The 24036-nt window shown below is 62.5% G+C and carries 25 protein-coding genes and 1 pseudogene; 14 read left to right on the forward strand and 12 right to left on the reverse strand.

The genetic code is table 11. The features are described from left to right. Positions 1-139 precede the first annotated feature (139 nt). The 3 genes and pseudogenes from ACWUKX_RS05620 (at position 140) to ACWUKX_RS05630 (ending at position 2336) form a co-directional block, all read left to right on the forward strand. Positions 140-1165 carry a LacI family DNA-binding transcriptional regulator gene (locus tag ACWUKX_RS05620; RefSeq protein ID WP_456004692.1) on the forward strand — a complete coding sequence of 342 codons (1026 nt, stop codon included), beginning with the start codon at positions 140-142 and terminating at the stop codon, positions 1163-1165. 230 nt (positions 1166-1395) lie between these two features. Next, a pseudogene (locus tag ACWUKX_RS05625) lies at positions 1396-1617 on the forward strand (hypothetical protein); the annotation flags it as partial. 143 nt (positions 1618-1760) lie between these two features. Next, the gene (locus ACWUKX_RS05630) at positions 1761-2336 is read left to right on the forward strand and encodes a TMEM175 family protein (protein WP_065010296.1); all 576 of its coding nucleotides are present in this window, start codon (positions 1761-1763) and stop codon (positions 2334-2336) included. Positions 2337-2443: 107 nt separating this feature from the next. On the opposite strand, the gene ACWUKX_RS05635 is transcribed toward ACWUKX_RS05630, so the two are convergent. After that, positions 2444-2725 carry a hypothetical protein gene (locus tag ACWUKX_RS05635; protein ID WP_029351415.1) on the reverse strand — a complete coding sequence of 94 codons (282 nt, stop codon included), beginning with the start codon at positions 2723-2725 and terminating at the stop codon, positions 2444-2446. A 134-nt stretch (positions 2726-2859) separates the two neighbouring features. On the opposite strand from ACWUKX_RS05635, the gene ACWUKX_RS05640 reads away from it, so the two are divergent. Continuing rightward, positions 2860-3726 carry an SDR family NAD(P)-dependent oxidoreductase gene (locus ACWUKX_RS05640; protein ID WP_456004695.1) on the forward strand — a complete coding sequence of 289 codons (867 nt, stop codon included), beginning with the start codon at positions 2860-2862 and terminating at the stop codon, positions 3724-3726. 3 nt (positions 3727-3729) lie between these two features. On the opposite strand, the gene ACWUKX_RS05645 is transcribed toward ACWUKX_RS05640, so the two are convergent. From ACWUKX_RS05645 to ACWUKX_RS05655, 3 genes are all read right to left on the reverse strand, one after another. After that, complete coding sequence (locus ACWUKX_RS05645; protein ID WP_456004907.1) at positions 3730-4158, reverse strand: low affinity iron permease family protein; 429 nt, start codon at positions 4156-4158, stop codon at positions 3730-3732. An 83-nt stretch (positions 4159-4241) separates the two neighbouring features. Continuing rightward, on the reverse strand, positions 4242-4883 hold the full coding sequence (locus tag ACWUKX_RS05650) for a DapH/DapD/GlmU-related protein (protein ID WP_029351421.1): 642 nt from the start codon (positions 4881-4883) through the stop codon (positions 4242-4244). Between the two features lie 72 nt (positions 4884-4955). Beyond that, positions 4956-5450, reverse strand: coding sequence for a CreA family protein (locus ACWUKX_RS05655; protein WP_455840381.1), 495 nt, complete (start codon positions 5448-5450; stop codon positions 4956-4958). A gap of 214 nt (positions 5451-5664) precedes the next feature. Between ACWUKX_RS05655 and ACWUKX_RS05660 the strand changes: the two genes are divergently transcribed. Together ACWUKX_RS05660 and ACWUKX_RS05665 are read left to right on the forward strand one after the other, a co-directional pair. After that, on the forward strand, positions 5665-6243 hold the full coding sequence (locus tag ACWUKX_RS05660; protein ID WP_455840326.1) for an SCO family protein: 579 nt from the start codon (positions 5665-5667) through the stop codon (positions 6241-6243). 64 nt (positions 6244-6307) lie between these two features. Next, the gene (locus ACWUKX_RS05665) at positions 6308-7180 is read left to right on the forward strand and encodes a 50S ribosomal protein L11 methyltransferase (protein WP_456004698.1); all 873 of its coding nucleotides are present in this window, start codon (positions 6308-6310) and stop codon (positions 7178-7180) included. Positions 7181-7215: 35 nt separating this feature from the next. Here ACWUKX_RS05665 and ACWUKX_RS05670 read toward each other — a convergent pair whose 3' ends face one another. Further along, entirely contained in the window at positions 7216-7401 is a 186-nt protein-coding gene (locus ACWUKX_RS05670) for a hypothetical protein (RefSeq protein ID WP_029351430.1), read from the reverse strand. A 267-nt stretch (positions 7402-7668) separates the two neighbouring features. Here ACWUKX_RS05670 and ACWUKX_RS05675 point away from each other — a divergent pair, with 267 nt between their 5' ends. After that, positions 7669-9513, forward strand: a complete 1845-nt coding sequence (locus ACWUKX_RS05675) for an aminopeptidase P family protein (RefSeq protein ID WP_456004701.1) — start codon at positions 7669-7671, stop codon at positions 9511-9513. Between the two features lie 50 nt (positions 9514-9563). Here ACWUKX_RS05675 and ACWUKX_RS05680 read toward each other — a convergent pair whose 3' ends face one another. Continuing rightward, positions 9564-10601, reverse strand: coding sequence for a LacI family DNA-binding transcriptional regulator (locus ACWUKX_RS05680; RefSeq protein WP_456004704.1), 1038 nt, complete (start codon positions 10599-10601; stop codon positions 9564-9566). Positions 10602-10871: 270 nt separating this feature from the next. Here ACWUKX_RS05680 and ACWUKX_RS05685 point away from each other — a divergent pair, with 270 nt between their 5' ends. From ACWUKX_RS05685 to ACWUKX_RS05715, 7 genes are all read left to right on the forward strand, one after another. Beyond that, positions 10872-11879, forward strand: coding sequence for a sterol desaturase family protein (locus ACWUKX_RS05685; protein WP_456004707.1), 1008 nt, complete (start codon positions 10872-10874; stop codon positions 11877-11879). A gap of 111 nt (positions 11880-11990) precedes the next feature. Further along, a complete protein-coding gene (locus ACWUKX_RS05690; protein ID WP_456004710.1) occupies positions 11991-12977 on the forward strand; it encodes a sugar ABC transporter substrate-binding protein in 987 nt (328 codons plus the stop codon). Positions 12978-13148: 171 nt separating this feature from the next. Beyond that, the gene (locus ACWUKX_RS05695; protein WP_456004910.1) at positions 13149-14150 is read left to right on the forward strand and encodes an ABC transporter permease; all 1002 of its coding nucleotides are present in this window, start codon (positions 13149-13151) and stop codon (positions 14148-14150) included. After that, positions 14150-14941, forward strand: a complete 792-nt coding sequence (locus tag ACWUKX_RS05700; RefSeq protein ID WP_027153775.1) for an ATP-binding cassette domain-containing protein — start codon at positions 14150-14152, stop codon at positions 14939-14941. Before ACWUKX_RS05695 ends, ACWUKX_RS05700 begins: the two co-directional genes overlap by 1 nt. 103 nt (positions 14942-15044) lie before the next feature. Further along, positions 15045-15356, forward strand: coding sequence for a MocE family 2Fe-2S type ferredoxin (locus ACWUKX_RS05705; protein ID WP_455840318.1), 312 nt, complete (start codon positions 15045-15047; stop codon positions 15354-15356). Between the two features lies 1 nt (position 15357). Further along, complete coding sequence (locus ACWUKX_RS05710) at positions 15358-16140, forward strand: TIM barrel protein (RefSeq protein WP_455840317.1); 783 nt, start codon at positions 15358-15360, stop codon at positions 16138-16140. 10 nt (positions 16141-16150) lie between these two features. Next, positions 16151-16963 (forward strand): 3-methyl-2-oxobutanoate hydroxymethyltransferase, encoded by an 813-nt coding sequence (locus tag ACWUKX_RS05715; RefSeq protein WP_456004712.1) that lies wholly within the window; start codon positions 16151-16153, stop codon positions 16961-16963. 34 nt (positions 16964-16997) lie between these two features. On the opposite strand, the gene ACWUKX_RS05720 is transcribed toward ACWUKX_RS05715, so the two are convergent. The 6 genes from ACWUKX_RS05720 to ACWUKX_RS05745 all read right to left on the reverse strand — a co-directional run bounded on the left by ACWUKX_RS05720 (position 16998) and on the right by ACWUKX_RS05745 (position 23840). After that, complete coding sequence (locus ACWUKX_RS05720) at positions 16998-17294, reverse strand: AzlD family protein (protein WP_455840315.1); 297 nt, start codon at positions 17292-17294, stop codon at positions 16998-17000. Continuing rightward, complete coding sequence (locus ACWUKX_RS05725) at positions 17291-18019, reverse strand: AzlC family ABC transporter permease (protein ID WP_456004715.1); 729 nt, start codon at positions 18017-18019, stop codon at positions 17291-17293. Before ACWUKX_RS05725 ends, ACWUKX_RS05720 begins: the two co-directional genes overlap by 4 nt. 228 nt (positions 18020-18247) lie before the next feature. Then, positions 18248-18940, reverse strand: a complete 693-nt coding sequence (locus ACWUKX_RS05730) for a DUF2461 domain-containing protein (RefSeq protein ID WP_456004913.1) — start codon at positions 18938-18940, stop codon at positions 18248-18250. Further along, complete coding sequence (gene ligA / locus ACWUKX_RS05735; RefSeq protein WP_456004717.1) at positions 18940-21147, reverse strand: NAD-dependent DNA ligase LigA; 2208 nt, start codon at positions 21145-21147, stop codon at positions 18940-18942. The genes ACWUKX_RS05730 and ligA overlap by 1 nt, the downstream gene beginning before the upstream one ends. Before the next feature lie 139 nt (positions 21148-21286). Further along, positions 21287-22957, reverse strand: a complete 1671-nt coding sequence (gene recN, locus ACWUKX_RS05740) for a DNA repair protein RecN (protein ID WP_456004719.1) — start codon at positions 22955-22957, stop codon at positions 21287-21289. Between the two features lie 13 nt (positions 22958-22970). Further along, positions 22971-23840, reverse strand: coding sequence for an outer membrane protein assembly factor BamD (locus tag ACWUKX_RS05745; RefSeq protein WP_023798747.1), 870 nt, complete (start codon positions 23838-23840; stop codon positions 22971-22973). Between the last annotated feature and the right edge of the window lie 196 nt (positions 23841-24036).

Consider the following 24036-nt stretch of genomic DNA (forward strand, 5'->3'; position numbering starts at 1 on the left):
ACCGTAAACGTTTTTCCGTAAACGTTTACGAGAACACACCCGAAGGCGTAGAATGTCAATTGGCCGCTCCCGAAAATCACCTTGATCACCTTGGCCCGGAGAGCAGCCGGTGCTAGCCAAGCAAGGGGAGAACTGTCCTTTGGCGTCCAGCATTCACGACCTTGCGCGTCACCTGAACATTTCGATCGGCACGGTGTCGCGCGCGCTCAACGGCCGCGCCGACGTCAACGCCGACACACGCCAGCGCGTGCTCGATGCGGCCAAGAAGCTGAATTATTCGCCGAACCAGTCCGGCCGCAGTTTGCGGCGCGGCGCCACCCATTCGATCGCCTTCATGCTGCAGCCGCATCCGGGCGATCAGGAATATGGCGAGCCGTTCTTCATTCCGTTCCTGACCGGGTTGCAGGCCAAGCTCGCCGAAAGCGGACTCGACCTGATCGTGGTGATGGGCGCGCCGGGCGACTATCAGCAGGAGCGCCTGCGCCGTGTCGTCGAGACCCGGCGGGCCGATGCGGTGGTGCTGGCCTGGACGCGGCGCGAGGACGAGCGCATCGACTATCTGACCCAGGCCGGTTTCCCGTTCGCGACGCTCGGCCGCAGCCGCTCTGGCGGCGATGCCTACCCCTCGCTCGACCTCGACTTCGAAAAAGCCGGGGCTGACGCGGTCGATCGTCTCGTCGCGCGCGGCCACCGCCGCATTGCGGCCATCCGCCCGTCGCTCGATCTCAACTTCGGTTATCTGTTCCTCACCGGATATCGCAAGGCGTTGCGGCGGCACGGCATCGAATTCGACCCCGAACTGGTCGCCGAAGGCTTCATCAACGAGGCCGGCGGCTACGCGGTGACCCCTGAGGTGATGCGCTCCAAGGATCCGCCGACCGCCATCATCTTCAACAATGACGCCATGGCACTTGGCGGCTGCAAGGCGCTGGCCGAGATGGGCATCAGGCCGGGTCACGACATTGCGGTGATCGTCATCGTCGACACGCCGCTCTGCCGCTATTTCTCACCGGCGCTGACCGGCTTCCGCCCTCCCCTGGAGCCGATGGGACGGCGGCTGGCCGAAATGTTGCTGGCGTCGATTCCGGCCTTCGCCGGCCCTGAGGGGGCCCGGATCATCCGCGAGGTCTGGCCGCTGGAGCTGATCGCACGAGACAGCGATTGATGATGGCCTTCCCCCTCGTTGTTGTGAAAAGAAATACCTGAACGAAGTGAAGGCAAATGAGGGGTGTTGGAAAAAATCCAACGCATCAACGGCAAGGGCGAACTCGGTCGCTTCGGCCTGCACAAAAGCGTTGGGCACCGACCGCAAGAGAAAGATCTCAATTGCCCTCTACATCGCCGCCATCCCGCTGGCCTTCGTCAATCAGTGGATCGGCGTCGCGCTCTATATGCTATGGCCCTGGCCGCACCTCCATCAAGGGCCGCACCATCGATGGCGAGCTGGTCGCCAAATCCGTCGCCGACAAGCCGTCGGCCTTCAATGTCGGCGACCGCGTCTTCCACCAGAAATTCGGCAACGGCAATGTTTCGGCCATCGAAGGCAACAAGCTGACCATCGACTTCGACAAGGCCGGCCAGAAACGCGTGCTGGATGGGTTTGTCACGGGGGTGTGAGGACGCCGCGACAACGCTGTCGCCGGCCGCCGGAGAGCGGCGGCCATGTATTCCCTAGCTTGCTCCTGACAAGGTTTGACGCTATTGCCGGTGGCGCTGCGCAAAATTATCTTTTAACTTCAGTGCGTTGGTAGGGAGAATCCATGGGCAAGGGACGGGTCGAAGCGTTTACCGATGGCGTCGTCGCCATCATCATCACCATTATGGTGCTGGAATTGAAGGTGCCGCACGGCGAGGATTTTTCAACCCTGGCGCCACTATGGCCGGTCTTCCTCAGCTATGTCTTGTCCTTCATCTATGTCGGCATCTACTGGAACAATCTGCACAACATGTTCCACACCGTGCAGCGCGTCGACGGCCGCGTGCTATGGGCGAACCTCAATTTGTTGTTCTGGCTGTCGCTGATGCCGGTCACCACTGCCTTCATGGGCGAAAACCATTTCGCGCCGGTTCCGGTCGCCGTCTACGGGGCCGAACTCGCGCTGTGCGCGGCCGCCTACATCATCCTCGCCGTCATGCTGCATCGGCTGCACAGCAACGATACCGCCTTTGCCAGGGCGCTGGGCAGCGACCGCAAGGGAAGGATCTCGCTGGCCCTCTATATCGCCGCCATTCCGCTGACCTTCATCAGCCAGTGGATCGGCGTCGCTATCTACGTCCTGGTCGCCATGATCTGGTTCGTGCCGGACAGGCGCTTCGAGCGGGTGATCGAAAAATAGGCCTGCTGGAGCATTTTGCAGCCAAGTGGATCGCTTGGCGTCGCACAAATGCTGCTAAAACAAACAGATAGAGCGGGATGCCCCATTCAATAAGAATGCGTTCCGCTCTAGCCTCGCATCGCCTTCAGCTTTTCCGCCACCGAGGCCGCAAGGTCGGCATAGCGCTCCTCAAGCCGCTCGGCCGCCTTGATCACCGAAAAATCATGACCGAATTTCTCCAGCGCCATGCGCAGCTTCTCGACAAATTCCGCTTGCTTTTCGAGCGCCGAAAACAGCGTCTTCACTTGCGCTTCGCTGATGTCGGGATTGGCAAGCATTTGCGGCACCTCGCGGCTCATCTGGTCGCCGGTGGCGGTCTGTTCTTTCAGGATCTCGATCCAGTCAGTCAATCGGTAATCTCCTTCTTACGCGGACAGCATGCGCAGCGCCTGCCGATGTGGTCAACCCAAGGACGCCAAAGCGGGCTTGCGCGAGCCCCGCGCCGCGTTAAGTTCGGCGCAACTTGAACGAGGACGCTATAGCCATGACCACCGATGCCGAAATCCAGAGCGCTTTGCCTGCCCTCGCCTCCGGCAACGTTGCCGTCATCACCGGCGGCGCCAGCGGCATCGGCCTTGCCGCGGCCAAGCGGCTGGCGGCGATGGGCCTGAAAATCGTGCTGGCCGATATCGGCGGCGCGCGGCTCGATGAGGCTGCCCGCGCCGTTGCAACGATTGCCGGCGACAGCGCGGTGCTTGCTGTCGCCACCGACGTTTCCAGGCCCGACGAACTCGACCGGCTGGCCGAAAAGGCGTTCGGTGCCTTCGGCGGCGTGTCCCTGTTGATGAACAATGCCGGCGTCGGCAACAATCCCGGCAAGCCCTGGGAAAACCGCGACGCCTGGAAGCGGCTGCTGGACATCAATTTCTGGGGCATCGTTCATGGCGTCGAGGCCTTCACACCGCGCATGCTGGCGACCGGCAGGCCGGGCCTGATCGTCAACACCGGCTCCAAGCAAGGCATCACCACGCCGCCCGGCAACCTTGCCTACAACGTCTCCAAATCAGGCGTGAAGACCTTCACCGAAGGCCTGGCACACGCGCTGCGCAACGAGCCCGGCGCAAAAGTTGCTGCGCATCTGCTCATTCCGGGGTTCACCTATACCGGCCTGACCGAAGGTGCGACCGAAAAACCCGCCGGCGCCTGGACCGGCGAGCAGGTGATCGACTTCATGCTGGCCGCGCTGGTGCGTGGCGACTTCTACATCCTGTGCCCCGATAACGAGGCGACACGGCCCATGGACGAAAAGCGCATGGCCTGGGCGATCGGCGACATCATCGAAAACCGCCCTGCTCTGTCGCGTTGGCACCCGGACCACAAGGAAGCATTCGCGGCGTTCATGGAAAGCTGACGCTCACGCCGCATGCGTCTTCGAGCCGGGCTTTTGCGCCGCGGCTTTCTTGACCGCCATATCGGCGACCTGCCGGTCATGCCGCTTCGCCGCGCGCTCACATTTTTCGCGGATCTCCTGAACCTCGGATTCGGTCAGATGCTCGATACCGATAAAGGTGTTTTTGGCTTTGCTGACCCGGATCAATTCATCGAGCTTCGCCTGGATCGCGGCGCCATCACGGTTTTGGGTATTCTGGATGAGGAACACCATCAGGAAGGTGACGATCGTCGTGCCGGTATTGATGACGAGTTGCCACGTATCGGAAAACCCGAACATCGGTCCGCTTGCCCCCCACGCAACAATGATCAGGAAGCAGACGGCGAATGTCGACGGCAGACCGGCGAGATGGGCAACGTAGTTGGCGATCCTGGTGAAAAGCTTCTCTATCATGGCAGGAGAAACAACCAGCATCAGCTCCGGGTTCCCTTGCACGGAGGGATTTCACTGATATAGCCGTGCACGCGCCCGCAAGATCAGGGTATTTCGTTGTCCCAGACGTCGAGGAAGGCCTCGATGGACAGCGTCTGCATGTCGGGGACTGCCTTGGCCAGTCTCTCGGGCGGCCAGTCCCACCAGGCGAGGCTTTCGATCCGAGCGGCGACGTCCGCCGCGAAGCGTTGGCGCAATTGCCTGGCCGGAACGCCGGCGACAATCGCGTAGGCAGGTACGTCGCGCGTCACCACAGCGTTGGCGCCGACGATCGCGCCATTGCCGATGGTCACATCAGGCATGATCACCGCGCCATGGCCGATCCAGACGTCGTGGCCGATGCTGACGGACTTCGCCCGCCGCCTTTCCCGAAACGCCCCGTCGACGCCCAGCCAGCGAAAATATTCGTTCGGGCGATAGCTGACCTTGTGCTGGGTCACCCGCTCAATCGGATGCTCCAATGCGTTGATGCGGCTGTTGGCGGCGATCGAACAGAACTTGCCTATGGTCGTGTAGATCGCCTCGGCATGACGTTCGAAATAGGAGAAGTCGCCGACCGATACCTCGCGCAGGATGACCCGCTCGCCGATCGAGGCGTAGCGCCCGAGCTTGCACGCCTTCAATTCCGCTGTCGGATGGATGCGCGGCTCAGGATCCTTGGGGACAAGATTTTCGGGACGATCCATCCCCGCGGCTTTACGCCCGAGCGATTGGTCCCGCAAGCGGGACCGATCGTCCGTCAGGGCAATTGCGGTCGCCTATTTCGGCTTGCCGTTGGTCCACACCACGTTCTGCCCGTAGAGCGGCACGGTGGTGACCGACATTTTCGCCGAGCCGTCCTGCACCTGGCGCGAATGCGACAGATAGATCAGGGTGTCGTTTGCCTTGTCGTAGATGCGGTTCACCACCTGTTTCTTCCAGATCAGGCTGATGCCTTGCTTGAACACCTCTTCGCCGGCCTCGCTCATGTCGATCTCGCCGATGGTGATCGGCCCGGTCTGGCGGCAGGAGATCGAGGAATCGGACGGATCTTCGAACCAGTTGCCCTTCTGCAGGCGGTCGATCATCCCGCGTTCGAAATAGGTGACGTGACAGGTCACGCCTTCGACCTTCGGATCCTTGATCGCCTCGACGATGATGTCGTTGCCGAGCCAGTCGACGCCGACCTTGCCGACCTCCTGAGCGGCGGCTGCGCCGGCACCGACGACGAGGCATGCGGCCAAAGCGCCGCCGATCAGTTTTCGCCCAATCAGTCTTTGCAAGGGGAGCCTCCTGCGGTTTCGAGTTTCGCCGGTCTCAGGTGGGACGGGCGGCAGCGCTTTGCAAGCGGATCACCTTTTGACAGGAAAGCCGGTTGCGGCAACGCGACATCTTTGCGCGGATGAGATCAAACCGTTAAGAGTGTTCGCCAAACAAGCTGCATGGCGCCGATACGGCGCCAATGAAAATCGCGACGGACACCAATTGATGATGCGTTCAATACTGGTCGGCATTCTCGTCCTGATGGCAGCAGGCATCGGCTGGCTCACCTTCGACTGGTACCGCGGGCATTATGGCGGTGAGCCGTTCGGCGCGCCGTTCACGCTGGTCGACCAGAAGGGCGCCCCGATCACCGAGGCTGCGTTTCGCGGCCACCCTAGCGTCGTCTTCTTCGGCTTCACCCATTGCCCGGAAGTTTGCCCGACCACACTGTTCGAACTGGCCGGCTGGCTGAAGACGATGGGTGACGACGGCAAGAACCTGCGCGCCTATTTCGTCTCGGTCGACCCGGAGCGCGACACGCCGGAAATCATGAACGCCTATATCAGCAACTTCTCCGACCGCATCCTCGGCATCACCGGCGACCCCGACAAGGTCCACGCCATGGCCAAATCCTTCGGCATATATTCGAAGAAGGTCGATACCGGCAACGGCGACTACACGATGGACCACACGGCTTCGGTGCTGCTGCTCAACGACCGAGGCGACTTCGCCGGCACCATCGCTTATGGCGAAAGCTCGGAGACCGCCATCGCCAAGCTCAAGCGGCTGGCGGCGGAAGGCTAGTGCATGATCCCGAAAGTGGGAACCGGTTTTCGGATAAGATCATGCTCAAACAAGACCATCCTTGATGACCCAAACGCGGCTCTATTTCACCACTGGAAAGATCGAGGCCGACCGTATCTTCGCGGCGTTCGAAGCAGCCTTCGAAGACGAGGGTCTGCCGATTGCCATCCTCGAAATCGATGAGGACCGCGACATCCACGAAGTGTCGCTCTATGCCGACGGCGATGTCGACGCCGTCGAGGCTCGTGTGAGAGAGATCCTTGCCGGGCTTGTCTTGTCGAGGCCGATTGCGCGCGAGCCCGTGCCTGATATCGACTGGGTGGCGCGTTCTTTGGAGGGACTGAAGCCGGTGCGCGCCGGCCGTTTCTTCGTCCACGGCGCGCATGACCGCGGGAAGCGCCACAGTGGCGAACTCGCCATCGAGATCGAAGCGGGCCTCGCCTTTGGCACCGGCCATCACGGCACCACCGCCGGTTGCCTCGAGATGCTGGAACAGGTCGTGCGGCGCGAGCGCCCGCGCAACGCGCTCGACCTCGGCACCGGCAGTGCGGTGCTGGCCATCGCGGTGGCCAAGCTCGCCCATATTCCGGTGCTGGCGACCGACATCGATCCGGTCGCCATAAAGGTCGCCGCCGCCAATGCGCGGCTCAACCACGTCAAGGCGCTTGTCGAAACGGTGACGGCGCGGGGATTCCACCATCCGATTTTTGCCGCGCGCGGCCCCTTCGATCTCATCGTTGCCAACATACTGGCGCGGCCGCTGATGCGGCTGGCGCCTGAAATGGCAAGGCATATCGCTTTGGGCGGCTCGATCGTGCTGTCGGGTATCCTCGACCGGCAGCGCGACGCGGTGATTTCGGCCTATGTCGGCCAGCAGTTCCGCCATGTCAGGACGTTGCACCGCGAAGGCTGGGTGACGATTCACCTTAAGCGGTGAGGCCCAGCACTTTCAAACGCAGGCCGTAAATTCGCTCAGACGTAGCGCGACCTTGCCGCCTTCTTCAGTTCTTCGCGATCGTAGCCGTTCGCCTTCAGCGTTTCGTCGTCAAAGCCAAGCAGAACGCCGCTCACATAGCGGCTCGCTTCGCGCTGGCGTGCTTCGATGAGAGCATTCACAGCGCTTCTGAAAAATCCGCGTCTGGCTGAAATCGTGGACATGATGGTCTCCTTTGCAGGGCAATAAGACTCGTTCCTCCACGTCGAAAACGTAAGGTCTGCTGACCTATTTGAAAATCACTGATTCTGCATGGCGTCTATGCGCAAAAGCGATGCTCTGACCAAGCCCCACCGATTGTTAGGCGGCTGACGCTGTAGCACTCTGATCTTGCGCTGATTTTCTCCGGACCGAAGATCGGCGTAGCAAAAGTCGATTCCGATTTTCGGGGTCATGCGCTACGGTCGCGCCAACATCCGAGGAGAGGCCATATGTTCCAGACCTTTGATTCCGCCGGCGACCCCGCCGTCGGCAAGCCGCGTGTTGCGTTGCTCCGTCAATGGCTTGCGGCCAACGGGCTGGATGGCTTCATCGTGCCTCGTGCCGACGAGCATCAGGGCGAATATGTCGCCGACCGCTCGGCGCGGCTAAAATGGCTGACCGGCTTCAGCGGCTCGGCCGGCGTCGCCATCGTGCTCGGCGACCGTGCTTTCATGTTCGTCGACGGGCGCTACACGCTGCAGGTTCGCCAGGAGGTCGATCTCGACATCTTCTCGATCGAAAGCCTGGTCGACAATCCGCCCCCCACCTGGATCACGGACAATCTCGGCAAGGGCGTGCGGCTTGGCTTCGATCCGTGGCTGCAGACGATCGGCGACGTCAAGGCGCTGAAAGCTTCGGCCGAAAAATCGGGCGCGACATTGGTGCCGCTCGAGAAGAATCCAATCGATGCCATCTGGAAGGACCAACCCGAACCACCGCTGGCGCCGGTCGAGCTCCATCCGATCGCGTTTGCCGGCGAACTGGCCAAGGACAAGCTGGCACGGCTGGCCGAGGCCATTGGCAAGGATGGCGCCACCCATACCGTGCTGACCGACCCGTCCTCCATCGCCTGGGTCTTCGACATCCGCGGCGGCGACGTGCCGCATACGCCGCTGGCGCTCGGCTTCGCCGTGCTCGCCGCCGACGGGTCGCACCTGCTTTTCATGGACCAGCGCAAGTTTTCGCGGACCGTCGCGGCCTATCTGACGCAGCTCGCCGAATTGCACGAACCCAGTGAATTCGAAGCGGCGATCGCAGGATTGGCCAAGGGTGGCGCAAGAATCGCGCTGGACCCGGTGCTGGCGGCGGAGAAACTGAGAATGCTGGTCGAGGACAATGGTGGCACCGTCATCACTGCACCTGATCCTGCCCGCATTCCACGCGCGACGAAAAACCAGGCCGAGATCAACGGCGCCCGCGCCGCGCATCGCCGCGATGGCGCCGCCGTAGCCAAGCTGCTTTGCTGGCTCGACCGTCAGGAACCTGGCAAGCTCGACGAGATCGCAGTCGTCACCAAGCTCGAGGAGTGCCGCCGCAGCACCGGCGAGGAAACGCAGATGCCGCTGCGCGACCTGTCCTTCGACACCATCTCGGGCGCCGGTCCGAACGGCGCCATCATGCACTACCGTGTCTCCCGTGCCACCAGCCGAAAGCTTCAGTCTGGCGAGCTGTTCCTGCTCGATTCCGGCGGGCAGTACCAGGACGGCACCACCGACATCACCCGCACGGTGCCGATCGGCAAGCCGACCGAGGAAATGCGCGAACGCTTCACATTGGTGCTAAAAGGCATGATCGGCATTTCCATGCTGCGCTTTCCGCCGCGCACGCGCGGCTCCGAGATCGATGCTGTGGCGCGCCTGGCTCTATGGAAACACGGTTGCGATTTCGCCCATGGCACAGGCCACGGCGTCGGCTCCTATCTGGCCGTGCACGAGGGCCCGCAGCGCATCGCCAGGACCGGCACCGAAAAGCTGCTGGCAGGCATGATCGTTTCCAACGAGCCGGGCTACTACAAGGAAGGCTCTTACGGCATCCGTATCGAGAATCTCGTCCTGGTGACGCCGGCCGAGGCGATAGAGGGCGGCGACATCGCCATGCACGGCTTCGAGACACTGACACTGGCGCCTATCGACGTCAGGCTGGTGCGGTCCGACCTATTGACGCGCGACGAGCTGCATTGGCTCGACATATACCACGCCCGCGTGCTGGCCGAGATCGGACCAATGCTCGACGGCGAGACGCTGGCCTGGCTGGAAAAGGCAACCGCGCCGCTGCCGCACGATGCAAAGATCTGAGTTTTGAAAGGCGTCGGGCCACCGGGTTGCCGATCTCGGCAAATTGCCGGCTAGATATTCTCGCGAGTGTATATTTCAAAGGGCAAGATGGTGGTGAAGTTGCCGCTCCCATTCGGGGCGGAGACCGCACGGACCATCCCTGCCAGCGCTTCCTGCGCGATGCGGGCAAGCGGGTGCGAAATGACAAAGGTCAGCGTCCCGTCGAGCAACGCCGGGCGGGTCGAGTCCATCAGCTCATAACCGACGACGACGAGGCTGCCGGCCCGGCCGGTGGAGCGCAGTGCCGCGATAGCGCCAGTGATGCCACCGCCGGCGACATAGAGACCGGAGAGATCCGGATTGTCGTTCAGCAGCTTCTCGGTCATCTCCTGCGCGATGGCGCTCGATTCGAAGGTCAGCAGCGGCTCCAGCAGCGTGAAGCCCGGCGCATGCTCGCGGAAATAGGAGCGAAAGCCGCTCTCGTTCATCTCCTGGCAGCGGTAGCGATGATTGCCGACGAGGATGCCGAGCTTGCCGGGCGCGCGACAGACATGCTCGAAGACCCAGGCCGCGGTGCGCCCGACCTTCCAATTGTCCAGCCCGATATAGCTGGCATGGCCCGTCGCCGATATCTGCGAGATCAGCGCAAAGACCGGCACGCTGCGGGCATTGAGCGTATCCACCGCCTGGGTGACGAGTGGATGGACCGCGGCGACGACGCCAACAGCGTTGCATTCGGCGCCCAAGGCCAGCATGCGCGAGGCGACGTGCTGCGGCCACAAATCGTCCAAAAACTCGGTACGCAGCTCTATTTCGCAGTCGGGCATCGTTGGCACCGCCGCACGCAGCGCCTCGGCAATGTTGCGGTAGAAGGCCCGGCCGGGCTGATGCAGCAGGAAGCCGAACCTGAAACGCGGCCGGGCGGCCGCCACACGGCTGCGCAGCGCCCCCATGCCATAGAAACCGATCTGCTCCGCGGCCAGCATGACACGCTCGCGCGTACCCTGACGGACGGCGCCCGAACCACTCAGCACCCGGTTGACCGTGGCCACCGAAACATTCGCCTCGGCGGCGACGTCCTTGATCGTTGGCCGCTTGCCTTGATCCATTTCGTCTCTTCAGCGTCTAGCAATTGATACAAAGATATCATTCATTAGGCAATCCTGAGATGAATGATACAATCATTTTGGAATAAACATTCTATTCTTGATTCATTTTGGATCAAGATGTTTATCTCAACAAAAGCAAGCAAGGCGGAAGCACCGCCAGCCCAAGGATAGCAACAGCACAGCGCAGAGACGTTCTGACTCTCCGCCGACGGCGGGGAGAGGCCGCGTGCGTGTGCGGGCCATCCCAGGGCGTTGCGAGTGGAGTTCTGGATGGACGATCTCAAATACGGCGTGCGCGACAAGCGCGGCGACTGGAAGCCGAACGGGCGCATCGAGGTCGTTCCGTTCTGGAACTGGCCGCCTAAGCTGCCGAAGATCCTAGCTTGGCTGCCTGGCTATTTCTGGCCGTGGAATGCCTTCCACATGGCCACCGCCCTCCTCTACTGGTTCTATATCGTCCCTGACATCGAGACGATAAAGACCATCAATTGGCGCTGGGCGCTGTGGCTCTACGCCGTCAACGCTTGCGCCATCTTCGTCTTCTACGGCATTTTCGAGCTGCGCTATTACATCAAGCGCGCGCAGGCGACGCGCTTCAAATACAACCACAAATTCCCCGCCGATGCGCCCTCCGACGTCTTCTGGTTTCAGAGCCAGAACCTCGACAATTTCCTGCGCTCGTTCTTCATCACCATCCCGTTGTGGACGGTGGTTGAAGTCGTCTTCCTGTGGTGCTTCGCCAACGGATACGTCCCCTGGGTCAGCTGGCAGGATCACCCGGTCTACCTCGCCGCGCTGGTGCTGATCGCGCCGGCCATCCACGAGGTGCACTTCTTCTTCATCCACCGCCTGATCCACTGGGGGCCGCTCTATCGCTGGATCCATTCGGTCCACCACAATTCGATCAACCCCTCGCCCTGGTCGTCGCTGTCGATGCATCCGGTGGAAGGGTTCCTCTATCACGCGGTCGCCTTCTGGCACCTGGTCATCCCGTCCAATCCCATTGTCGCGCTGTTCCAGTTGCATGTTGCCGGCTTCGGCGCGGTCAACGGTCATCTCGGCTTCGACAAGCTGGAGGTGACCGAGGACAAGGCCGTCGAAAGCCATGCCTACGCGCACTACCTGCACCACAAATATTTCGAGGTGAACTACGGCGGCGATGGGCTGATCCCGCTCGATAGATGGTTCGGCACCTGGCACGACGGCACCAAGGAGGGCGACGCCATGATGGACGCCCGGTTCAAGAAAAAGCGGGAGCGTATGAACGCCAGGGCATGACCCGGCGAACCATCGATCACGTCATGCAGCGCGAGCGGGAGAGAGGCGCGCGTGCGGGAGAGGCACAGTTTTCTAAACCCGTCTGAAGACGGCAAATGGGAGGAGAAAGACATGAAGCATATCACGAAACTCTTGGCAGCGATCATGCTGGCCAGCGTGGCGGCGACAGCCGCTACCTCCGCCATGGCGGAGCCCAAGGGAGCGAAAATCTTCGTTATCGGCGGCAAGGCCGACGATCCGTTCTGGTCGAAGGTCAAGAAGGGCGCCGACGACGCTGGCAAGGTCGCGGAATTGACGGGCGGCTCGGTGACCTGGCTCGGTCCGCAGAATTACGACAATCTCGGCCCGGACGCGGCCAAGCTCATCCGCACCGCGCTCAGCCAGAATCCGAGCGCCATCGTCGGCCCGGACTGGGTGCCCGAGGCCATGGATGACGCCTTCAAGGAAGTCGTAGCCGCAGGCGTGCCGCTCATCATCTACAATTCCGGCGGGATGGATGCAGCCAAGCGGCTCGGCGCCATGAACTATGTCGGCAACGAAGAATACACCGCTGGTCTGGGCGGCGGCGAATATTACGGCAGCCACGGCTCAAAGAACGTGCTGTGTGTCAACACCTTGCCGGGCGCCACCAACACCGAAGACCGCTGCAAGGGCATTGCCGACGCCATCGCCAAGAGCGGCGGCAAGTCCAGCCAGCTGCCGCTGCCCTCGTCCAGCTTCGGAAACCCGACCGTGGTGGCGGAGGCGATCAAGGCCGCGGTGCTGAAGGACAACACCATCGACGGAGTCATCACCATCAGCGCCGGCGACGCCAACAGCGCCGCCAACGCAATCGGCCAGGCCAATGTCGGCGACAAGGTCAAGCTTGCTTCCTTCGACATGGACGAAACCGGCCTGCAGCGCATCAAGGAGGGCAAGCAGATGTTCTCCATCGACCAGCAGCCCTATCTGCAGGGCTATCTCGCCGTGTCGCTGCTGAACGGCTTCGTCAACTATGGGCTCGACCTGCCAACGAAGCCGGTGCTGACCGGACCGGGCATCGTCGACGCCTCCAACGTTGACGCGACGTTGGCAGGTGCCGCCGCCGGCGCTCGCTAGCTTGCGCAAAGTGTCCGGCCAGAGGATGCGTCCGAGGGCCGGACATCGCCGGCCGGCGCCTCCGACGGAAGGCCGCGCCAGGCTCCCCATGTTCAAGCCAGGGACACTTCGATGACATCCCAAGCCCATGACCAACCCGCCGTGGCAGCGACTGCGCCCCCGCACTCTTCGATGCCCTCGATCGGGGGGCTCGTTCGGCGCCCCGAGGTCGGCTCGCTGATCGGCATGATCGCCGTGCTGGTCTTCTTCTCGATCTTTGGCGGCGCCAATTTCATGTCGGCCGGCGGCGCCGCGAGCTGGCTCAACGTCGCCTCGGAACTCGGCATCATCGCACTGCCGGTCGGGCTGTTGATGATCGCCGGACATCTCGACCTCTCCGTCGGCTCGATGGTCCCGGCCAGCTCGATGACCATTGCCATTATCTCGGGCCACTACGACCTGCCGATCATCGTCGGAATCCTCGCAGCCCTCGGCCTTGGACTCACCGTCGGGTTCATCAACGGCCTGCTGGTGATCCGCACCAAAGTGCCATCCTTCGTCGTCACCCTGGCAACGCTGTTCGCACTGGCCGGACTGACGCTCGGTCTCTCGGTCATTATGACGGGAAGCACAAGCGTGGCACTGAAAAGTGGGCCGATGGCAAAATTTCTGCTGGGCGACTATCTCGGAGGCAAATTCGAGGTCACGCTGTTCTGGTGGATTGCCGTCATCCTGATCGTCGGCTTCATCCTGAATTTCTCGCGCTTCGGCAACTGGATCCTCGCCATGGGCGGCGACGCCGTGAGCGCCCGCAATGCCGGCATCCCGACCGATCGAGTGACGATCGCGCTATTCATGAGCAGCGGTCTGTGCGCGGCCTTCGTCGGCATGTCGCAGGCAATCCTCTACAACAGCGCCCAGGTGGCCGCCGGCCAGTCGTTCATCTTTAACTCGATCATCGCCGTGGTCATCGGCGGCGTGCTGCTCACCGGCGGGTACGGATCGGTGGTCGGCATCGTGCTTGGCACGCTGACCTTCTCGATCGTCAACCAGGGCATTTTCTACACCGGCTTCGACGCCAACTGGGCGAGCCTCATCATCGGCGTCCTGCTGCTCACCGCCGTGCTGATGAATAACACGTTCCGCACCATGGCGCTGACCTACTCGCCGCGCACCAAATCGAGGGCCCGCTGATGACCACGCCCCTGCTCAGGCTGACCGGAATCAACAAGTCGTTCGGTCCGATCGACGTCCTTCACGACATCTCGCTCGACGTCAACAGAGGCGAGGTTCTGTGCCTGCTCGGCGACAATGGCGCGGGTAAATCCACGTTGATCAAGATCCTCTCCGGTGTCCACAAGCCGACCTCGGGGACAATGGAAATGGACGGCAAGGCGGTCGAATTCGGCAGCCCCCGCGACGCCAGCGATCATGGCATCGCGACGGTCCACCAGTTCGGCGGGACGTTCCCGCTGATGAGCATCGGCCGCTCCTTCTTCGTCGGCGCCGAGCCGACACGGCGCTGGGGGCCGCTCACCATCTACGACCGCAAGCGGGCCAACGAGATCGCCGTCACCGAGATGCGCCAGCTCGGCATCACCCGCATCGACGACGGCGACCGCCTCGTCGGCGGGCTGTCCGGTGGCGAGCGGCAGGCGTTGGCAATCGCGCGCGCTGTCCACTTCGGCGCCAGCGTGCTGATCCTCGACGAGCCGACCGCCGCACTCGGCGTCAAGGAGGCGGCTCACGTGCTGCGCATTGTGCTGCAGGCGCGCCGCAAGGGCATCGCGGTCATCTTCATCACCCACAATGTCGTCCATGCGCTGACCGTCGGCGACCATTTCGCCGTGCTGATCAGAGGCTCCAAGGCCGCCGATTTCCGCAAGGGCGAGAAAAGCCGCGAGGCGATCACCGACCTGATGGCCGGCGGCGAGCAGATGGCCGAGCTCGAAGCCGAGATCGAGAGCTTCAGCGCAACACAATGAAGACGCCCGCTCTCCTCCACAGGGCATCTTCTCGGGCGGCCGGCGGAATGCGTGTTCCCGCCGGCCGCCTTTCGACCAACCGAAGACAGACAGCAGGCAGACAATGGCGACGTGGATTAATGCGTGTGCGACTGACGATATCGAGGAAGAGGACCTGGTCCGCTTCGATCATGATGGCCGGACCTTCGTCATCTACCGCAGCCCCAATGACGAATTCTTCTGTACCGATGGCCTATGCACGCACGAAAAAGTGCATCTGAGCGGCGGGCTGGTCATGGAATACAGGGTCGAATGCCCGAAGCACAACGGCGTGTTCGATTACCGCACCGGCGAAGCGCTGCGCGCGCCGGTTTGCGTGAACCTTAAAACTTACAACACCAAGGTCGAGGCCGGCCGCGTCTATATCGAGATCTGAGATGAGTGATACGTTCACCCTTGCGGCCTGTGCCGAGATGCTATGGCGCGACCGGCCGATGGAATGGCGCGTCAGGCGCCTCACTGAAATGGGCTTTCATGTCGGCCTCTGGAACTGGCCTGACCATGACCTCGCAATGCTGGAAAAATCCGGCACGACCTTCTCGATCATGAACGGCTATCTCAGGGGCCGGCTTGCCGATGACGACGGCGCCGCCGAGTTGCTAAGGACGGCGAAGGAGACAGCGGCGGTCGGCAAGCGCCTCGGCGTCGCCCGGCTCAATTTGCACGGCACCGGACTGGGCGAAGGCGGCCTGCCGGTCACGCCCTGCGAGACCATCACCGGCGCGATGTGGCTCAAGGCCCGCGACACGCTGACCCGCATCGCCGACCTCGCCGAAGCCGAGGGCGTGATCTTCACGCTGGAGAATTTGAACCTTCCGGTCGACCACCCCGGCGTGCCGTTTGCGCACGCCGAACATACGCTGGCGCTGGTATCGAGCGTGAACCGGCCGGGCCTGCGCCTCAATCTCGATCTTTATCACGCGCAGATCGGCGAAGGGAATCTGATCAAACTCTGCCGCGCCTGCCTGCCGTGGCTCGGCGAGGTCCAGGTGGCCGACGTGCCAGGACGGATGGAGCCCGGCACTGGCGAAATCAACTATCGCGGCATCGCTCGCGCGCTGAAGGACATGGGCTATCGGGGGCCGGTCGGCATGGAGGCCTTCGCCTCCGGCGATCCCGAGGCGGCGCTCGAAGCCTTTCGCAACGCTTTCACCATCTGAGGGAACAGGAATGGTCACCAAGAACAGCCGGCCCACCGTCGCGGACATCCGCGCCATGAAAAGCCGCGGGCAAAAGATCTCCATGCTCTACGTCACCACGTTCGAAGAGGCAGCCGCGGCGGACGCGGCCGGCGTCGACATGCTGTCGATCGAAAGCCGCTTCTTCTCACCGGAGATGCGCGAGGCCGCTAGCCGCTGCTTCGTGCAGGTCGGTCTCCCCTACGGCCCCGCCGGCAATCTGGTGACATCAGAGGACTATCTCAAAGCTGCCTACCACTTCATGCGCCTCGGCGGCGATTGCTTCTATTGCGCAGCCTCGCTCGATATCCAGAAGACACTCTGCGACAATGCCGTGCCGATCGTCGCCCATGTCGGCCTGATCCCCTCGCAATGCACCTGGACCGGCGGCTTCAGGGCTGTCGGCCGGACAGCCGAAAGTGCGCGCGTCGTGTGGGACCATGTGAAGCGACTCGAAACCATCGGCTGCTTCGGCGCCGAGCTGGAAGTGGTGCCTGACCGGATCGGCGAACTGATCACCAGGAATACACCGATGATCATGCTTGGCATGGGTGCCGGGCCACATGCCGACGCGCAGTACCTTTTCAGCGAGGACGTGCTCGGCCACACCGCCGGCCACAAACCACGCCACGCCAAAACCTACCGCAACTTCGCCGCCGAGTTTGAACGGCTGCAGCGCGAGCGCATCGCCGCCTATCGCGAGTTCATATCCGACGTGCAAACGGGCGCCTACCCCGAGCCGCAGCATGTGGTGCCCGTCACCGACGAAGAGCTTTCCGCCTTCAAGGCAGCTCTAGGCCTCTAGAGCGTTGAAGCGCGCGGCGCCTCGGTCAGTCTGATTACCCGATGAACTGCCGCGCCAGGATCAACACCGCGGCGCCCGCCAGGAACATCGCCATCAGCCCGCCGCGCAGTGAGACCAGCGCGGTCACGATCAGCGCCGCCCATTCCGCCGGTCCGGCGGTAAGGGCGGCAGGCGCCACCAGTGTCGTCAGCACCGCCGCAGGCACGGCGTTCAGCCCGGCCTCGACACGCGGATGGATATTTTCGAAACGCGAGATGACCAGATGCCCGCCGATGCGGGTGAGATAGGTCGCGATCGCACCGGCGATGATGATCCACAAGGTTGTGCTCATGGCTTCGCCTCGACGCCGCTATGGTGCGGCGGCAGGATGACCGCCAGCAACACGCCGGCGACGGCGCCGATCGAGACATGCCAAGGCGAACCGACCGTCTTGTAGGCGATGATGGAGGCGGCAGCACTGGCAACGACCACCGGCAACCACAGCGGTCTCTTGCGGAAACCCAGGACCAGTCCGAGGAAATAGATCGGCAGCAGGAAATCGATACCCAGCGCATGCGTATCGGGAATGAGCTTGCCGAACACCGCGCCAAGCGCGCTTTCGGTCACCCAGAACACATAGACCGGGAGGCCAAGCCCCATGTACCAGGCAAAGCCGACGGTTTCGCCGGCCTCCGCCTTGCGCTCGGCCACCGCGAACTGCGGATCGGTCAGGATGAAATAGCCGACTGCCTGTTGCACCAGCGGCCAATGTGCGATGCGCCGGCCGATACCCGCCGAGTAAAGCACATGCCGGAAATTCACGGCGAAGATCGACAGCACGATCAGCCATGGCGCGACATGCTGCCCGAACAATTCGATGCCGACCATCTGGCTGGCGCCACCGAAAACCATGGCACTCATCAGGAAGGCTTCCAGCACCGAAAAACCGTTGTCGACGGCGATAGCGCCGAACAACAGCGCAAACGGCGCCGACGCCACCACGACAGGCATCGAGAGCCGCACGCCTTGCCAGAATTCGCTCTTCCCACCGTTTTCGGGGATTGCTTCCGCCGACATCAGCCACTCCTTAGAGCGCCGCTCGTCCTGTTGGACGCGGACGCTCTAACGCTTTGAATCCACGCATCGGGCCATCCGAAAATCGATCCCGATTTCGCGCCAATGCGGGGAAAGACCGTATGTAGGGAGCGCTGCCAGCCTTGTCACACCAATTCGCTTGAGCCAATGATCAGCGGAAATGATCGCCGCAGCCATGTTGCACGTCAGGCCTGCGCCATCCTTCGGAGATTAATCCACCGGGACCCTGGCTTCGATCGCCCTGCCCCAGTCGAGCAGCGGCTTGGCGCGCAAGGCGAAATCGACAAGCTCGTCGACCAATGCCGGACCATAGATTCCCGCAGGGTCGATTTCGTGCCGGACGGCGAAATGCCGGTTGCGGATGGCCGCCGCGAGATCGGCCTCCGTGACATGCTCGAAGCCGCGTGGCGCTCGCTTCATGCAACCTTCCGCATCGAGTTCGAGACGGTTTTTCTTCAGCGCCTTGATGAGCGCCCGGAATTCGCCCGGCCGCGTCGCGACGGCGTTGCGCATCGCCAGCAAGAGCGGCGGCCCGGGCTGCCACCAGGCAACGCCGGCAAAGCAGCGCTCAAGCCCGATATGGACGAAGAACACGCCCTGTTCCATCTTGGTGCCGTCTGGCGAAAGGATCGCCGACAAATGCCGGTTGTAAGGTCGTTTGTCCCTAGCGAAACGCACGTCGCGATTGATCCGGAACAGCGACTTCTTGCGATCGCCGCGCAAACCCAGCCCTGCTGCCGTGAAGCGCTCTGAGAGCGTTTCGATCAAATCGCCGAAGGGATCGCGCAGCTCGCGATCGAAGAGGTCGCGGTTTTCCAGAAACCACTCCCGGCTCTGGTGAAAATCGAGTGCCTTGAGAAAGGGAATGGCCTTTTGGCCGAAACCGTTAAATGCAGCGGCCATCATGCTCCTTTGCCGATCCGCTGCAACCAAGTGTCCTCGTCGATCACCTCGATGCCGAATTTGGTCGCGTCCTTCAGCTTGGAACCGGCCCCTGGGCCTGCCACCACGAGATCGGTCTTCGCAGAGACTGAGCCGGCGACCTTCGCGCCGAGACGTTCAGCCATCGCCTTGGCCTCGGGGCGTGTCATCTTTTCCAGCGTGCCTGTAAACACGATCGTCTTGCCGGCGACCGCACTGCCAGCTGAGACGTTCACAATGTACGGCTTCGGGTGGACCTGCGCGAGCAAGGCTTCAAGCACGTCGTCGTTGCGTTCATTGCCGAAGAAATCGCGAAGCGCGCCTATCACCGTGTCGCCGATGCCATTGATCGATGGGAAAACGGTGTGTGGATCGGCCGCCGCCGCAGTCTCCTTGCCGATGCGGATCAACTCCTCAATGGTTGAGAAGGTTCGGGCAAGTGCAGCGGCCGTGGTCTCGCCGATATGGCGGATACCCAGCGCGAAAATAAAGCGATCGAGTTCCGGTTCGCGGCGAGCGTCGATGGCGGCGAACAGCTTGTCGAGACCTTCGTAGTTGCGTTCCTCGACACCGCGCACATTCTTGCGCGTCTTCCCCGATGCGGCCTCGCGCTGCCTGGCCTGCTCCTCGCGCCGCTCAGCCAGCGCCTTGGTCACGGCGGGACGGCGATCCCTGAGAGTAAAAATATCGGCGGCTGTTTTGATCAATCCCGCATTGAAGAACAGGTCTATGTTTTCGGCGCCCAGGCCTTCGATATCCATCGCGCCACGTGACACGAAGTGGCGCAATCCTTCCACGGCCTGCGCGGGACAGATCAGTTCGCCGGTGCAGCGTCGGCGGGAATCTTCCTTGCCGGTCTTTTCGTTGATCTCGCGCGTTGCGGGTGAGCCACAGATTGGACAGGTGTGCGGGAATTCGTAGGGCACGGCATCAGCCGGGCGCTTGTCGATAACGACGCTGACGATCTGCGGAATGACGTCGCCCGCCCGCTGGATGACGACTGTGTCGCCAATACGCACGTCACAGCCGTCGCGGATTGGCTGGCCGTTGCTGTCGAGACCCTTGATGTAGTCTTCATTGTGAAGCGTGACATTTTCGACCACCACGCCGCCAACCGTGACGGGCGCAAGCCGTGCAACGGGCGCCAGGGTGCCGGTGCGGCCGACCTGAATGTCGATCCTGAGCACGGTCGTCATTGCCTGTTCGGCAGGAAATTTATGAGCGATGGCCCAGCGTGGTTCGCCAGTGGCGAAACCCCATCTGCGCTGCAATTCCAACTGGTCCACCTTGTAGACGACGCCGTCGATGTCGTAGCCGAGCGACGAGCGCTGGGCCTCGATCAGGTGATAGTGCGCGACCAGATCGTCGACCGACTTCGCCCGCACCATCAGCGGGCTGATCTTGAACCCCCACTCAGCGAATTTTTGCACTGAATCGTATTGCGTCGGAGCGGGATCCTCTGACGTGTAGCCCCAGGCGTAGGCTAAGAACTTGAGGTTGCGGCTGGCGGTAACGGACGGATCCTTCTGACGCAGGGATCCGGCCGCCGTATTGCGCGGATTCACATAGTCCTGGCCGCCAACCGCCGCCGACCGTTCCTTCAAAGCCTCGAACTCCGCATAGGTCATATAGACCTCACCCCGTATCTCGATCACATCAGGCCAGCCCGAGCCTTTCAGGTGCTTGGGGATGTCGGCGATTGTCCTGAGATTGGCGGTGATGTCCTCCCCGACGGCGCCGTCACCGCGCGTTGCTCCCTGCACGAAAACACCGCCTTCATAACGCAGCGAAGCCGATAGCCCGTCGATCTTCGGCTCAGCCGTGAACGCAATGTCCAGATCCTTGTCGCGGTTAAAGAAACGCCGGCCGCGTTCGATGAAGTCGGCGACATCCTGGTCGGTATAGGCCTTGGCAAGACTGAGCATCGGCACCGCATGGCGCACCTTGGCAAAGCCTTCCGCCGGTGGCGCGCCCACTCGGCGCGATGGCGAATCCTCTAGCACCAAAGCGGGGAAGCGCTGTTCGATGGCGAGGTTGCGCTGCGTTAGCGCGTCATATTCCGCGTCCGTTATAACAGGTGCGTCCTCGGTGTGGTAGCGCCGGTCGTGCTCGGCGATCTCCGCCGCCAGCCGCTTTAGCTCGCTTGCGGCTTCGCTTTCGCTGAGCGAATCAACTGGTTTTTCGGCCATGCATTGCTCCCTTCCCGGTGGCGCGACACAATAGAACAGGATTCTCCCATCAGGGAGAGACCGGGACGAGAAAATCATTCCTGAACAGCGGGATGGAGCCAAATCCTGACTCGATCCACAACGCCGAGCATGAGCTCTGCTATGCTGCGGTGTTCTCCCGCAGCAGACGCTCGGCAGCCGCACGCGCCTCGTCGGTGATGGTCGCCCCTGCGAGCATCCGCGCGATCTCTTCCTGGCGCGCGGCCCGGTCCATCTCGGCAATGCCGGTGGCGACACGATCGGCCCCGCCGGATTTGGAGATCAGGAAATGCGTCGCCGCGCGTGCCGCCACTTGCGGCGCGTGCGTAACCGAAAGCACCTGCACGCGCTTCGACAGCCGCGCCAGCCTTTGGCCGATGGCGTCCGCCACCGCGCCGCCAACGCCGGTGTCGATTTCATCGAAGACCAAGGTCGGCGCCGAGCCGCGGTCGGCCAGCGCCACCTTCAGCGCCAGCAGGAACCGCGAAAGTTCGCCACCGGAGGCGACCTTCATCATCGGGCCCGGTCTTGTGCCGGGATTGGTGCGCACCCAGAATTCGACCTGATCGATGCCGTCTTCCATGCGGCTCTCGGCCTCACTTGCCATCTCGACGATGAAGGCTGCCCGTTCGAGCTTCAGTGCCGGCAGTTCGGCCATCACCGCCTTGGTCAAGCCGACCGCCGCCGCATGGCGAAGCGACGAAAGCTGTGCCGCCGAAATGTCGTAGGTCTCGCGCGCGGCGGCAGCTTGCTTCTCCAGCCCGTGCAGGCGCTCCTCGCCGGCGTCGAGATCGGCGAGATCGGCGGCCATCGTGTCTCGCAATTGCGCCAGATCGTCGACCGCCACACTGTGCTTGCGTGAGGCGGCGCGGAGCGAAAAAAGCCGCTCCTCGGCCTGTTCCAGCCGCCGCGGATCGTATTCGGTCGCGCGAAGTGCCGCTTCCACCCCCGACTGTGCCGCGTCGAGCGACAGCATCGCCTCATCAAGCGATTTGACCACGTCTTCGAGCAGGCCGGGTGCCTCGGTCACCTTGCGCTGCAGCCGCCGCAACAGGCTGGCGAGTTGCGGCAAGGGCGAGGACGGGCCCGAGAGCACATCTTGCGCGTCATGGATTTCCGAGGCGATCTTTTCCGCTCGCATCATCGAGGCACGCAGTTCGGCAAGGTCGGCTTCCTCGCCGGGCTGGGGGTCGAGCTTCGTCAATTCGGCGAGCGCGGCGCGCAGATAGTCGGCCTCGCGGGCGGCCGCTTCCACCTTGGCGCGATGTCGCGAAAATTCCTGCTCGCACGCCCGCCAGTGCCGCCATGCCTCGCCGGTCGCCCGCACAGCGCCGAGATGACCGCCGAAGCTGTCCAGCAATTCGCGATGGGCGCCGGGATCGACCAGGGCACGCTCGTCATGCTGGCCGTGGATCTCAACCAGCGCGTGACCGACGTCGCGCATCAGTGTCACGCTGGAAGGCTGGTCGTTGACGAAGACGCGAGTACGGCCATCCGCCGTCTGCACGCGGCGCAGAATGATGTCGCCATCGTCCTCGATAGCGTTATCGGCAAGCAGCATGCGGGCAGGATGGTTGCGCGGCACGTCGAACACGGCGATGACCTGGCCCTGTGCCGCGCCATGCCGCACCAGCGAGGCGTCACCGCGGGCGCCAAGCGCCAGCGACAGCGCGTCGAGCAGGATGGATTTTCCAGCGCCGGTTTCGCCGGTCAGCACCGAAAGACCGGACGAGAAGTCGATGTCCAGCTTCTCGATCAGAACGATATCGCGGATCGACAGTCTGGAAAGCATGGTGACGCGCCGCTCAGGCGCCGGTGATCAGCTTCCCGGCCTTGGCGATCCACGAGCCCGCATTCTCGCGCGGCTCGAGCCCACCAGTCTGCAGGAGCTTGTAGGAATCCTTGTACCACACGCTGTCGGGATAGTTGGTGCCGAGCACAGCCGCGGCAGTCTGCGCTTCCGATGTCAGCCCCATCGCATAATAGGTTTCGGTAAGGCGCGCGAGCGCTTCCTCGACATGGCGCGTGTTGGAATAGGTCTCCACCACGACGCGGAACCGCTTGACGGCGGCGATGTATTCACGGCGCTCGAGATAGTAGCGGCCGATCTGCATCTCCTTGCCGGCGAGCTGGTCGTTGGCGAAGCGGATCTTTTCCTTGGCGTCGTCGACATATTCGGAATCGGGCCAGCGCGTCACCAGATCCTGCATCGTCTGCACGGTCTGACGCGCTTCCTTCTGGTCCTGGGTGACATCCCTGATTTGCCGGTAGTAGCTGAGCCCGATGATGTACTGGGCATAGGCCGCGTCGTCGGTCGACGGATAGAGCGTGAGATAGCGCTTGGCCGAACCGATCGCCTCGGTATAGTTGCCCTGGCGATAGTCGGCAAAGGCGCCCATCACCATCGATTTGCGGGCGTATTCGGAATAGGGATGCTGGCGGTCGACCGCACTGAATTTGCGGCTCGCCTCCTGCAGGCGCCCGGCATTCAGATTGGCGAGGCCCTGATTGTAGAGAACGTCGGCCGGCTCGGTCTGCTCGACATAGGTCGACAGGTCGACATCCTTCTCGGACGACATGCAGGCCGACAGGAACAGCGATGGAACAACCACCGAAAGCGCCAGGAAAACAGCCCGATGCGGCGCTTTCGATTGACCAATTCGCTTGAAGAACATGATTGGATTCCGCCCTTTCGGCGTCATTTCAGTCGTCGGCAGCAGGCATAACCACAATCGCCGTGCCCGGCAACGCTATCTCCGGCCAATCGCACATTTTTGTGGCAGCCTGGCGCAGCCCGCACACTTGCGTGATTTCGCCGGCCAATGGTGCATTCATGCAACACAGGCCGGCGGCCATAAAACCCGAAAAACG

Source organism: Mesorhizobium sp. f-mel (genome assembly GCF_053850215.1).

Bases quoted from the DNA above. Each gene is read 5' to 3' on its own strand.
- ACWUKX_RS05630 (WP_065010296.1), top strand. From the start codon at position 1,761: ATGGGCAAGGGACGGGTCGAAGCGTTTACCGATGGCGTCGTCGCCATC.
- ACWUKX_RS05640 (WP_456004695.1), top strand. From the start codon at position 2,860: ATGACCACCGATGCCGAAATCCAGAGCGCTTTGCCTGCCCTCGCCTCC.
- ACWUKX_RS05645 (WP_456004907.1), bottom strand. From the start codon at position 4,158: ATGATAGAGAAGCTTTTCACCAGGATCGCCAACTACGTTGCCCATCTC.
- ACWUKX_RS05650 (WP_029351421.1), bottom strand. From the start codon at position 4,883: ATGGATCGTCCCGAAAATCTTGTCCCCAAGGATCCTGAGCCGCGCATC.
- ACWUKX_RS05660 (WP_455840326.1), top strand. From the start codon at position 5,665: ATGATGCGTTCAATACTGGTCGGCATTCTCGTCCTGATGGCAGCAGGC.
- ACWUKX_RS05665 (WP_456004698.1), top strand. From the start codon at position 6,308: ATGACCCAAACGCGGCTCTATTTCACCACTGGAAAGATCGAGGCCGAC.
- ACWUKX_RS05670 (WP_029351430.1), bottom strand. From the start codon at position 7,401: ATGTCCACGATTTCAGCCAGACGCGGATTTTTCAGAAGCGCTGTGAAT.
- ACWUKX_RS05675 (WP_456004701.1), top strand. From the start codon at position 7,669: ATGTTCCAGACCTTTGATTCCGCCGGCGACCCCGCCGTCGGCAAGCCG.
- ACWUKX_RS05680 (WP_456004704.1), bottom strand. From the start codon at position 10,601: ATGGATCAAGGCAAGCGGCCAACGATCAAGGACGTCGCCGCCGAGGCG.
- ACWUKX_RS05685 (WP_456004707.1), top strand. From the start codon at position 10,872: ATGGACGATCTCAAATACGGCGTGCGCGACAAGCGCGGCGACTGGAAG.
- ACWUKX_RS05690 (WP_456004710.1), top strand. From the start codon at position 11,991: ATGAAGCATATCACGAAACTCTTGGCAGCGATCATGCTGGCCAGCGTG.
- ACWUKX_RS05695 (WP_456004910.1), top strand. From the start codon at position 13,149: ATGCCCTCGATCGGGGGGCTCGTTCGGCGCCCCGAGGTCGGCTCGCTG.
- ACWUKX_RS05700 (WP_027153775.1), top strand. From the start codon at position 14,150: ATGACCACGCCCCTGCTCAGGCTGACCGGAATCAACAAGTCGTTCGGT.
- ACWUKX_RS05705 (WP_455840318.1), top strand. From the start codon at position 15,045: ATGGCGACGTGGATTAATGCGTGTGCGACTGACGATATCGAGGAAGAG.
- ACWUKX_RS05710 (WP_455840317.1), top strand. From the start codon at position 15,358: ATGAGTGATACGTTCACCCTTGCGGCCTGTGCCGAGATGCTATGGCGC.
- ACWUKX_RS05715 (WP_456004712.1), top strand. From the start codon at position 16,151: ATGGTCACCAAGAACAGCCGGCCCACCGTCGCGGACATCCGCGCCATG.
- ACWUKX_RS05720 (WP_455840315.1), bottom strand. From the start codon at position 17,294: ATGAGCACAACCTTGTGGATCATCATCGCCGGTGCGATCGCGACCTAT.
- ACWUKX_RS05725 (WP_456004715.1), bottom strand. From the start codon at position 18,019: ATGTCGGCGGAAGCAATCCCCGAAAACGGTGGGAAGAGCGAATTCTGG.
- ACWUKX_RS05730 (WP_456004913.1), bottom strand. From the start codon at position 18,940: ATGGCCGCTGCATTTAACGGTTTCGGCCAAAAGGCCATTCCCTTTCTC.
- ligA (WP_456004717.1), bottom strand. From the start codon at position 21,147: ATGGCCGAAAAACCAGTTGATTCGCTCAGCGAAAGCGAAGCCGCAAGC.
- recN (WP_456004719.1), bottom strand. From the start codon at position 22,957: ATGCTTTCCAGACTGTCGATCCGCGATATCGTTCTGATCGAGAAGCTG.
- ACWUKX_RS05745 (WP_023798747.1), bottom strand. From the start codon at position 23,840: ATGTTCTTCAAGCGAATTGGTCAATCGAAAGCGCCGCATCGGGCTGTT.